We start from the raw sequence: 10,689 nt of genomic DNA on the forward strand, positions 1-10,689 counted from the left end.
GGCAACAGGACAACGCATTTCGGTGCATGGTGTCTGCATGGGATTCCCATCATTGGCAGCGGAAGATTTGGTGTTTTTGTTATCATAGCTGAATATCCAATTTTCCCGCGCGCCAAGCGTGACGCCGGCCCCGGTTTCCGACCCGCACCAACTAACAATAAGGCCTCCCATGTCCCTCATTTCAAACCGCCGCACCGTCCTCTCGATCCTGGCCGCCGCCCTGGCCATCGCTTCGGTCCCTGCCACTGCCCAGGTCGTTCCTGGCGAACTGCGCGTATCGGCCATCCCCGACGAGGCGCCGACCGAACTGCAGCGCAAGTTCAAGCCGCTGGGCGAGTACCTGGCCAAGGCGACCGGCCTGAAGGTCGTGTTCACCCCGGTGACCGACTACGCGGCCTCGGTGGAAGGCCTGGTCAACCGCAAGATCGACATGGTCTGGTTCGGCGGCTTCACCTTCGTGCAGGCGCACCACCGCAGCGGCGGCAAGGTCACCCCGCTGGTGCAGCGCGTCGAAGACGAGAAGTTCCGTTCGGTGTTCGTTACCGCATCGAAGGACATCAACAAGCTGGCCGACCTGAAGGGAAAGACCTTCAGCTTCGGTTCCGAGTCGTCCACCTCGGGTCACCTGATGCCGCGCTCCTTCCTGCTGGCCGAAAAAATCAATCCCGACACCGACATGAAGCGCATCGCCTTCTCGGGCGCGCATGACGCCACCGTGGCCGCGGTCGCAGGCGGCAAGGTCGATGCGGGCGCGCTCAACATCTCGGTATGGGAAAAGCTGGTCGCCGAGAAAAAGGTCGACCCGGCGGCGGTGCGCGTGTTCTACACCACCCCAACCTACTTCGATTACAACTGGACCGTCCGCAGCGACATGAACCCGGCCCTGAAGAAGAAGATCACCGACGCCTTCCTGGCGCTGGACGCATCGACTCCTGAAGGCAAGGAAATCCTGGCGCTGCAGCGCGCAACGAAGTTCGTGCCGACCACCGCGTCCAACTACACCAGCATCGAAGCGGCCGCGCGCAATGCCGGCCTGCTGAAGTAAGCGGGCCGCGATGAGCGCATTCAGGCTCGACCAGCTGACGGTAAGGCACCTGGCGCCCGGCGCGCCGGTGGCGCTGCACGCCATCAGCCTGGACGTGGCCGAGGGCGAGCAGCTGGCCGTCATCGGGCCTTCGGGCGCCGGCAAGACCACGCTGCTGTCCACGCTGGCCTGCGCGCACCGGCCCCTCACCGGCGCCTTCGAGGTGTTCGGGCAGGATCCGTGGACGCTGCCCGAAGCCGCGCGCCACGCCCTGCGCTCGCGCTTGTTCCTGGCGCCGCAGGCGCCGCCGCTGCCGCCGCGCCAGCGGGTGGTGACGGCGGTGCTGGCCGCGCGCCTGCCGCGATGGAGCCTGTGGCAGGCGCTGGTGTCGCTGGTGCGGCCGCTCGATCCCGACGCCGCCTTCGATGCGCTGGAACGCTTCGGGCTGGGCGACAAACTATATTCGCGCGTCGACCGCCTGTCCGGCGGCGAACGCCAGCGCTGCGCGCTGGCGCGCCTGCTGCTGTCCGATGCGCGCGCCTTCCTGGTCGACGAGCCGCTGTCGGCGCTCGACCCGGCGCTGTCGCAGATGACCCTGGCCACGCTGCAGCAGGAAGCCGCGGCGCGCAAGGCGACCCTGGTGTGCAGCCTGCACCAGGTCGACATGGCGCTGGCCAATTTCAAGCGCATCGTCGCGCTGCGCGACGGCCGCGTGGTGTTCGACCTGCCGCGCGCCGAGGTCGGCGACGACATGATCGCGGCGCTGTACCGCAACGAGCGCACCGACGCCGCGCCACCGGCGCCGCACGAGAGCCCCGACCGCATCGCCGTCGGCGCCTGCTTCTGACGCGCATGCCGCACGCCAGCGTCCTGCATCCCGATCCCGCCTGGCGCTCGCGCGTCGTCACGGCGATCGCCTGCGCGGTGCTGCTGTGGCCAATGCTGGTGTATTCCGAATTCAAGCCGTGGACGCTGTTCGAGCCGCAGAGCCTTGCCGCGGCGTGGCGCTTCGCATCCGATTTTCTGACGCCCGCGCATGGCGAAGAGTTCCTGCGCATGGTGCTGCGCGAAACCTGGCAGACCGTGGCCATCGCCACCGCCGGCCTGTCGCTGGCACTGCTGGGCGCTATCCCCGCCACGCTGATCGTCACGGAATCGCTATCCATCTCGCGGCTGGGCACCGGCCGCGTGCGCTTTGGCGCGCGCGCCTTGCGCCAGGCGGTGCGCTGGCTGCTGGTCCTGCTGCGCAGCGTGCCTGAACTGGTATGGGCGCTGCTGTTCGTGCGCCTGGTCGGCCTCGGGCCCACCGCCGGCGTGCTGGCGATCGCGCTCACCTACTGCGGCATGCTGGGCAAGGTGTACGCCGAGATCCTCGAATCGGGCGACGCCGGCGCCACCAATGCGCTGCTGGCCGGCGGCAGCGCGCGCCTTCCGGCGCTGCTGTACGGCGCGATTCCCGAGTCGGCGTCCGAGCTGGTGTCGTACACCGTCTACCGCTGGGAATGCGCGATCCGCGGCTCCGCCGTGATGGGCTTCGTCGGCGCCGGCGGCCTTGGCCAGCGCATGGACGAATCGATGAAGATGATGGCCGGCGGCGAAGTGGCGACCATGCTGATCGTGTTCGTGCTGCTGGTGGCCTGTGCCGACGTGGTCTCGAAGATGCTGCGAACGAGGCTGGCATGAGGCGCGCGATGCCCGCGCCGCCGCCGCGCTCGTACTCCACCTGGCTCCTGATGGCGGCGCTGGCTGCGCTGGCCGCGGCCAGCTTTTATTCGCTGCCGCTGGAATGGGCCGCGCTGTTCAGCGAGGACGCGGTGCGCAGCAGCGCCGAATTCCTGGCCGGCTTCGCGCCGCCCGACACCACGCAGCCCTTCTTGCTGAAGTGCCTGGGCGCGACGCTTGAGACGCTGTCGATGTCCGCACTCGGCACCTTGCTGGCGGTGGCCGGCGGCCTGGCATTGGCCCTGCCCGCCGGCGGGCGCTTCGGCAACGTGCTGCGCTGGCCGACGCGCGGCCTGCTCAACGTGCTGCGCTCGATTCCCGAACTGGTATGGGCCTCGCTGTTGCTGGTGGCGGCCGGCCTGGGTCCGTTCGCCGGTACCCTGGCGCTGGCCATGCACACCGTCGGCGTGCTGGGGCGCCTGTTCGCCGACCTGCTGGAGAACACCGAGCCGCAGCCGGAACGCGCGCTGCGCGCCAACGGCGCCGCGCCGATGGCGGCCTTCCTGTACGCGACCCTGCCGCAAGCGCTGCCGCAGATGCTGTCCTATACGCTGTACCGGTGGGAGAACAATATCCGCGCCGCCGCCGTGCTGGGCGTGGTCGGCGCCGGCGGCCTTGGCCAGATGCTGAAGTATCACCTGTCGCTGTTCCAGATGCAGCAGGCCGCCACCGTCATCGTCGCCATGCTGCTGCTGGTCGGCCTGGTCGACGCGGCCAGCTACGCGCTGCGCCGCGCCCTCACCCGCTGACCGATGCTGGAACTGCGCGACATCGTCAAGGCCTACGGCAGCCGCACTGTGCTGTCGTCGCTGTCGTACCGCTTCGAGCCGGGCAAGTTCGTCGCCATCATGGGCGAATCCGGAGTCGGCAAATCCACCCTGCTCAACTTGATCGCGGGACTCGATACGCCGGACGCCGGCGAGGTGCTGGTCGACGGCGTGCCGATTTCCTCGCTCGGCGACGACGAGGCCACGCGCTTGCGCCGCAGCCGCATGGGCTTCGTGTTCCAGGCCTTCCACGTGCTGCCCCACCTGACCTTGCAGCAGAACGTGGCGTTGCCGCTGCTGCTCAACGGCCTCGATGCGCGCGCCGCCGGCGCGATGCTGGAGAAGGTCGGGCTTGGAGGCCGCGGCGCCGATTTCCCGCGCCAGCTGTCCGGCGGCGAACTGCAGCGCGTGGCAATCGCGCGCGCGCTGGTGCACAAGCCCGCCCTGGTGCTGGCCGACGAACCGACCGGCAACCTCGATCCCGAAACCGCGGGAATCATCCTCGACCTGCTGCGCGCCGAAGTGCGCGCGAACGGCGCCAGCGCCATCATGGTCACCCATTCCCACGCCGCGGCAGCCAAGGCGGACCAGACACTCATCCTTACGCGCGCCGGCCTCGGCCCCGCGCCTGTTGTGCGCTAGTCCTTGCGGATTTCAGGTTTAATTTGTCAACAATGACACGTATATATTCTTAGCGGAGTACCATTATTCTGATCCGATCTTCAGCTAACTTCCGTTAAAAAATTACGATCGGAAACGTTGGACGACACTCGACAAGCACCACCAATGGACGATTGGAGGGTACGATGAACGTACGGCAAAGGAAACAGGAAATGATCGAGGCGATGAATCGAGCGCGCGCGCTCGAGCCCTCGGGTTTTGTGCCGAACAAGCTGCTCGACACGCTGATCGAAAAAATGCACCTGAAGAACGATGCGGAACTGTGCAGGGTGCTGGAGGTCCAGCCTCCGATCATCAGCAAGATCCGGCACCGGAAACTCGCGGTTGGCGCCACCATCTTGCTGCGCATGCACGAAAAATCCGAGCTGAGCATCAAGGAACTGAAGGAACTGTCCAACGCCTCGATGCACTAGCCCGGCCGTGCAAACCGCCGCACCGCGCCCCGCCTAGCTGCTTTTCGGCCGCCCGGTCTTCAGCTGGGGCAGGCTCGCGAGCACGCCTTTCAGCGTCGCCGTATCGATCTGTTTGATCAAGACGACGCCGACCCGCAGCAACTCACTCTTCTTGATCTCGAAGCCGGCCTTCAGGCACGCTTTCTTCACCTGGGCCAGCACCGCATACTCTTCCTCCGGCATGGTAAAGCTGTCGCGCACCAGCTTCGGCTTGGCCTTTTCGCGTTCGGCGTCCGCCGGCCTGGCCGCAGCCTTTGGCGCCGGCTTTGCGGCGGCCTTGGGAGCGGCTTTCTTTTTCGCGGCGGCAGGCTTGGCCGACGCCGCGGCGCCAGCCTTGGCCGATGGCTTGACCTTGGCCTTGGTCTTGACCGCCTTGGCCTTGACCGCCTTGGCCGGCGTCGTCGATGCCGTAGCCGCAGCCGGCGCGCTGGCGCCCCTCGTCGGCGCGGCTTCCACCGCCGGAGGCAGCGCCTTCGCGGCAGGCGCCGTGCGCGCCACCGCCTTGGCAGGCGCCTTCGCAGCCGGTTTGGCGGGCGGCTTCGCCGCCCCCTTCACGGCAGGCTTCGGCGCCGGGCGCACGCGCGGTTTTGGCGGAATCGCCTTGATAGCGTCGACCGAGTGTCCATTGGTTTTCGCGGAGGCTGCTTTGCTCATTGGATCTCCATCCCTAATAATTTAAACAATATATACGATTTATCCCTTTTACGTAAGGGCGCAGCTGGATTGCCGCGCGCGCAGGCCGCCGATCCAGGCATCCACCAGCTTACGCGCTGGCGGTGTTGGCGGCTCAGCCCGCCGAAGCGAACTATTGATCTGAATCATTAATCAAACGGCGCCGTCGGCGGCGCGCGCCAGGACGGGCGCTAGAGCGTGCGCAGGTTGAGGTCGACCCCGACCTCGTCCCACCACTCCTGCTCCTTTTCGATCCAGTAGCGGATGGTCGGGTGGGCCGCGAGCAGGTCGCGCGCCGCCTCGATGTCGATGCGGCTTTTCATGCGCAGGCGCAGCTCGCCGGGATTGAGCTCGATACGGGCATGCATCAGCAGGATCGCCATGCGCAGCGCCAGCACCGCCTTGGCAAAGTCGAGGTCTTCTTCCACCGCCTTGTCGAGCTTGCGCAGGTTGCCCTTCTGGGCCAGGATCAGGAGGCTCATGGCTTTCTGCTCGCGCGCCGTAAAGCCCGGCAGGTCGGCATTTTCGACCATGTAGGCGGCGTGCTTGTGATAGCCGGTCTGCGACACCGCCATGCCCACTTCGTGCATCCACGCGCTCCAGTACAGCAGCCGCTCGTAGCCGTCGCCGGACGGTTTCAATTCCGCGTACAGCTCGGCCGCCGCCCCGGCCACGCTGATGGCGCGGGTGGGATCGACGTGGAAGCGCTCGGCCAGCATGCGCACCGATTCATCGCGCCGGTCATGGTGGATCGAACGCTGGTACAGGTCCCACATGACGCCGATGCGCAACCCTGCCTCGACCGGGATCAGCTCGTCGATGCCCAGTTCGGCGAGCACGCCGATCAGGATGGCCAGGCCGCCGATGATGGTGCCGGCGCGGTCGGCGCGCAGGCCCGGCATGTCGATGCGGGACACGTTGCCGCAGGCGATGAAGCGCTCCCTCAGCGCGTCCAGCCCGGCCAGGGTCAGCCGGCCGTCGCCAAGGTTGTTGCGCGAAATGACGTCGGCCAGCGTGCGGACGGTGCCGGACGAGCCGTAGGCCTGCTTCCAGTTGTGCGGATGATAGGGAGGCGCGGCGTCCTCGAAATGGCTGCGCGCCGACAGGATCGCCTGTTCGAACGAGCCGGCGTCGATGCGCCCGCCCGTGAAAAAGGTCAGGCTTTGCTTGACGGTGCCCACGCTGAACGATTCGACCCGCTCGATATCGAGCCCGCGCCCGAGTATCAGCTCGGTGGAGCCGCCGCCGATGTCGACCACCAGCCGGCGCTCCTTCGGCTGCGCCAGCGAACTGGCCACGCCCATGTAGATCAGGCGCCCCTCCTCCTCGCCGGAGATGATCTCGATCGGATAGCCGATGGCGTCTTCCATCGCGGGCAGGAAGGCCTGGCCGTTGCGCGCCACGCGCATCGCGGAAGTGGCCACCACGCGCACCGCGTCGAAGCGGTAGGCCGCCAGCGCCACGCGGAAGTTCATCAGGCATGCCCGCGCCGCCTGCTTCGCCTCTACGGTGAGGTCGCCGTTGGCATCGAGCCCGGCGGCCAGCCGGATCGGCTCGCGCACGCTTTTCAGCACGCGGATGGTCTCTCCATCATGCTTGCCGATAGAAAGACGAAAACTGTTGGAACCCAAATCTACGGCAGCGTACATGCGAGCCTCTGTCTCACTTATTGTCATGAAGGCACCCTGGCCGTGAAAATCCTATCACGATAGCCAGTCAATATGACGCCCTTATGACGCCGGCGTGACCCACGCCTCGGGCGCGACCGGCGTGACCGCCTGCACTACCTTGTTGCGCCCGCCCGCCTTGGCCGCGCGCAGCGCCTCGTCGGCGCGCTTGAACAGGCTCACCGTGGTGTCCTCGGGACGGATGGTGGTGACGCCGAAGCTGGCCGTCATCTTGACCAGCGCGCGCTCGGTTTTCACCGGCGCCGCTTCGATCGCCCGGCGGATGCGTTCGGCCACCAGCAGCGCGTCGAGCAGGTCGGTGCGCGGCAACAGAAGTGCAAATTCGACGCCCGCCATGCGGCCCAGGATGTCGCTGTCGCGCAGCTGGCGCTTGCAGGTGTCGACCATCGCCCGCACCACCGCGTCGCCGGCCGGATGGCCGTAGCTGTCGTTGATGCGTTTGAACTGGTCGAGGTCGAGCAGCACCACCGCGGTCGGCAGGCCGGGACGGCGCGCCAGCGCCATCCACGGCGCCAGCAGGTTGAAGAAACCGCGCCGGTTGGGCGCATCGGTCAGCGTGTCGACCACTTCCATACGTTCGATTTCCCGCTGCAGCTGCTCGCGCGCCAGCAGCAGGTAGCCGAAGGCGGTCAGCAGCATCAGCAGCACGAAGGCGCCCGACGACAGCGCCTGCACCAGCGAGTTGCTGAGCCATCCCCAGCCGCCCGGCATCGATAGCACCAGGATGCCGCGCGCGGCCACCAGCAGCGACAGCATCGCCAGCGCGACCACCATGAATCGGCGCAGCATGCTGCCGCCCTTCCAGCCCAGCGCCAGCGCCACCGCGCCGGCCATGTAGAAGCCGCCGAGGATCAGCGAGCTGGCCACCACGCGCAGGCCCAGCTGGTCGATGAAGTAGCAGGCCAGGAAGGCCGCCACCGCCACGCCCAGCGCGGGGTAGATGAAGCGGCGCCAGCGCGCGCGCCCGGCAGCTTCCCACAGGCTGCCCGCTTCCAGCGCGACGCCGGTGAACAGCAGGGTGTAGCCGAGCGGGATCGAGACCAGGTCGGGCGCGACGCCGGTGCCGCGGAAGTACAGCAGCAGCCAGCCGGCCGCCTGGCACTGGCGCGCGATGGCCCAGGTCGACAGCGCCGGCGAGCGCGCGCTGCCGAATTCGAAGAAGAACAGTGCCGCGCACAGCGCCAGGTTGCCCAGCGCGAGCACGAAAACCATCGTGGTGATATCCATCGGGCCGGTCTGGGTCAGACTTCGTGTTCGACGTTGGTGCTGCCGTCGCCGGCCTTGCTGGCCCAGGCCTTGACGAAGTAGCCGCGCTCGGCCTCGTCCGGGGCGTCGACCCAGAACACGATCAGGGTGCCCTTGTGGTCGTGCAGCTGGGTGAATTTTTCGACGAAGCGGCTGTTGCCGGCCGCGTCCGCCAGCGCCATCGCGTAGCCGTAGATCCGGGTCAGCCGCTCGATGCGGTCCGGCTCGGTCATGCTGTTGGTCGCGGTAATGGTAGGATGATCTAAGAACATGGTGTCTCCGGATGGCTGCCCGTCCAGCTTATCAGAAACTCATGCCTGTGAACAAGATAGCAATCGGCCATGCTCCCTTCGAACGAAACGGCGCCGCGCGCGCCCCTGGTCGCGACCCGCAACGGCCGCCGCACGCTCGAATTCATGCCGGGCGACGTGCAGAGCGAAATGCGGGTGGACGCTCCCGACGCGCTGGTGCTGGCCTACACCCGCGCCATCATGTGCTTCGCGCTGTTCGTTCCCAATCCGCGCCACATCCTGATGGTGGGCCTGGGCGGCGGCTCGCTGGCCAAGTTCTGCTACCGCCACTTCCCGCAGGCGCGCATCACCGTGGTCGAACTGCGCGCCGACGTGATCGCCCTGCGCGGCCAGTTCTGCGTGCCGCCCGACGACGCCCGCTTCACCGTGGTCCACGCCGACGCCACCGCCTGGCTGCAGTCGGTGCGCGCCAGCGTCGACGTGCTGGTGGTGGACGGTTTCGACGACGCCGGCCTGCCGCCGGCGCTGGGCAGTGAACGCTTCTACGGCGACTGCCGCCGCGCGCTGGTTGACGGCGGCGTGCTGGTGGCGAACATCTTCAGCTACGACCCGGCCTACCCGCGCATGCTGGAGCGGCTGCGGCTGGTGTTCGACGGGCGCGTATGCTGGTTCGGCGGCGCGGCCGGCAACAACCGCATCCTGTTCGCCGTCAAGGCGCCCCGGCATGGGCACGCTCCGCGCGCGCTGCGCGTGCAACGGCTGGTGGAGCGCCGCCTGGGGCTCGGCGCCGGCTGGCTGAACCGCCTGCTGGTGCGCGCGGTGGTGGGCTGGCTGGCAGGTCGAATGTGAACAGCGTGCAATTAAAGTTGCGGCTGGAGCAATTTGTATGACACACTGTCGGGGCTTCGATAACCGGGGGTGCGCTGCGCCCCATCCCATTTTAGGAAACTGGACTTGCCCCGTCGTCGCCTGCCATTCTCGCTCTCTGCCGCGGCGGCCGCCACCCTGGGCTGCGGCCTTGCCGCCACCGGCGCACTGTACGGCGCCGTGTCGCGCGTTGGCGATGGCAGCCTGGGCGCCGGCATCGGCTTTGGCGGCCTCGCGCTGACGCTGGCGGCAGCGGCCGGCGCGCACTCGCTGTCGTCGCGTGCCGCGCGCCTGCAGCGCATGCTCGACCAGCGCAGCGCCGAACTGGCGCTGGCCAACGACAGCATCGCCGCCGATGCCGTCGAGCGCTCGGCGCGCGAGCAGCGCATCCATCATATCGCCCAGCACGACGTGCTGACCGGCCTGCCCGGCCGCAGCCTGCTGCAGGACAGCCTGGCGCAGGCCATAGTCGCATCCGACCGGGGCGGCGGCCCGCTGTGGGTGATGCTGATCGACCTCGACCGCTTCAAGTATGTGAACGACAGCATGGGCCACCGCGCCGGCGACATGCTGCTGATGACGGTGGCCGCGCGCCTGCGCTCGGCCCTGTCCGACAGCGACACGGTGGCGCGCCTGTCCAGCGACGAATTCGTGGCGATCGTGTCGGCCCATCCTGGCGCCCCGCTGCTGCCGGCGCTGGTGCAAGGCCTGATGGACGCAGTGGCGCAGCCGGTGTGGCTGGGCGCGCGCGAGCACTCGGTCACCTGCAGCATCGGCGTGGCGGTGTATCCGGCGCCGGACACGCCCGCCGACAGCCTGATCGAACACGCCGACATCGCCATGTACAGCGCCAAGAAACTGGGCCGCAACAACTTCCAGTTCTACACTCCGGCCATGAACGAGGAAGCGCAGGAACGCATGCGCATCGAAGGCTGGCTGCGCAAGGCGCTCGAGCGCGACGAGTTCGTGCTGCACTACCAGCCGCAGGTCGATATCGCCAGCGGCAAGGTGGTGGGCATGGAGGCGCTGATCCGCTGGAAGCACCCGGAGCTGGGCATGGTGGCGCCCGGCCGCTTCATCGGCGTGGCCGAGGACACCGGCCTGATCGTCCCGATTGGCGCCTGGGTGATGCGCACCGCCTGCGCCCAGAACCGCGCGTGGCAGGACGCCGGCCTCGGCAAGCTGCGGGTGGCGGTCAACCTGTCGGCGCGCCAGTTCGGCTCGCCCGACCTGCTGGGCGACATCGCCAGGGTGCTGGCCGAAACCGGCATCAGCCCCGAATGCCTCGAGATCGAGCTGACCGAAAGCCTGTTCATGAGC

Annotated in this window: 12 protein-coding genes; 8 read left to right on the forward strand and 4 right to left on the reverse strand. The window is 67.8% G+C overall.

Features of this window, described 5'->3' with window-relative positions; translation table 11 throughout:
• Nucleotides 1-169: 169 nt before the first annotated feature.
• From D3872_RS23325 to D3872_RS23350, 6 genes are all read left to right on the forward strand, one after another.
• Entirely contained in the window at nucleotides 170-1,045 is an 876-nt protein-coding gene (locus tag D3872_RS23325; protein ID WP_119813011.1) for a putative selenate ABC transporter substrate-binding protein, read from the forward strand.
• 10 nt (nucleotides 1,046-1,055) lie between these two features.
• On the forward strand, nucleotides 1,056-1,871 hold the full coding sequence (locus D3872_RS23330; protein ID WP_119813012.1) for a phosphonate ABC transporter ATP-binding protein: 816 nt from the start codon (nucleotides 1,056-1,058) through the stop codon (nucleotides 1,869-1,871).
• Between the two features lie 5 nt (nucleotides 1,872-1,876).
• Complete coding sequence (locus D3872_RS23335; protein WP_119813013.1) at nucleotides 1,877-2,707, forward strand: PhnE/PtxC family ABC transporter permease; 831 nt, start codon at nucleotides 1,877-1,879, stop codon at nucleotides 2,705-2,707.
• Nucleotides 2,704-3,495 carry a phosphonate ABC transporter, permease protein PhnE gene (gene phnE / locus D3872_RS23340; RefSeq protein WP_119813014.1) on the forward strand — a complete coding sequence of 264 codons (792 nt, stop codon included), beginning with the start codon at nucleotides 2,704-2,706 and terminating at the stop codon, nucleotides 3,493-3,495. Before D3872_RS23335 ends, phnE begins: the two co-directional genes overlap by 4 nt.
• 3 nt (nucleotides 3,496-3,498) lie before the next feature.
• Complete coding sequence (locus D3872_RS23345; RefSeq protein ID WP_119813015.1) at nucleotides 3,499-4,155, forward strand: ABC transporter ATP-binding protein; 657 nt, start codon at nucleotides 3,499-3,501, stop codon at nucleotides 4,153-4,155.
• 164 nt (nucleotides 4,156-4,319) lie between these two features.
• Entirely contained in the window at nucleotides 4,320-4,607 is a 288-nt protein-coding gene (locus tag D3872_RS23350; RefSeq protein WP_119813016.1) for a hypothetical protein, read from the forward strand.
• Between the two features lie 33 nt (nucleotides 4,608-4,640).
• Here D3872_RS23350 and D3872_RS23355 read toward each other — a convergent pair whose 3' ends face one another.
• The 4 genes from D3872_RS23355 to D3872_RS23370 all read right to left on the reverse strand — a co-directional run bounded on the left by D3872_RS23355 (nucleotide 4,641) and on the right by D3872_RS23370 (nucleotide 8,523).
• Nucleotides 4,641-5,300 carry a hypothetical protein gene (locus D3872_RS23355; protein ID WP_229459495.1) on the reverse strand — a complete coding sequence of 220 codons (660 nt, stop codon included), beginning with the start codon at nucleotides 5,298-5,300 and terminating at the stop codon, nucleotides 4,641-4,643.
• Between the two features lie 209 nt (nucleotides 5,301-5,509).
• A complete protein-coding gene (locus D3872_RS23360) occupies nucleotides 5,510-6,967 on the reverse strand; it encodes a Ppx/GppA phosphatase family protein (RefSeq protein ID WP_119813017.1) in 1,458 nt (485 codons plus the stop codon).
• Nucleotides 6,968-7,048: 81 nt separating this feature from the next.
• The gene (locus D3872_RS23365) at nucleotides 7,049-8,233 is read right to left on the reverse strand and encodes a GGDEF domain-containing protein (protein WP_119813018.1); all 1,185 of its coding nucleotides are present in this window, start codon (nucleotides 8,231-8,233) and stop codon (nucleotides 7,049-7,051) included.
• Between the two features lie 14 nt (nucleotides 8,234-8,247).
• The gene (locus D3872_RS23370; RefSeq protein ID WP_119813019.1) at nucleotides 8,248-8,523 is read right to left on the reverse strand and encodes a hypothetical protein; all 276 of its coding nucleotides are present in this window, start codon (nucleotides 8,521-8,523) and stop codon (nucleotides 8,248-8,250) included.
• 69 nt (nucleotides 8,524-8,592) lie between these two features.
• Here D3872_RS23370 and D3872_RS23375 point away from each other — a divergent pair, with 69 nt between their 5' ends.
• Entirely contained in the window at nucleotides 8,593-9,351 is a 759-nt protein-coding gene (locus D3872_RS23375; RefSeq protein ID WP_119813020.1) for a fused MFS/spermidine synthase, read from the forward strand.
• 105 nt (nucleotides 9,352-9,456) lie between these two features.
• Nucleotides 9,457-10,689 (forward strand): putative bifunctional diguanylate cyclase/phosphodiesterase (locus tag D3872_RS23380; protein WP_307719457.1); only part of this gene is annotated, 1,233 nt, incomplete at its 3' end.

The organism is Massilia cavernae (genome assembly GCF_003590855.1).
In the GTDB taxonomy this organism is placed as follows: Bacteria; Pseudomonadota; Gammaproteobacteria; order Burkholderiales; family Burkholderiaceae_D; genus Telluria_A; species Telluria_A cavernae.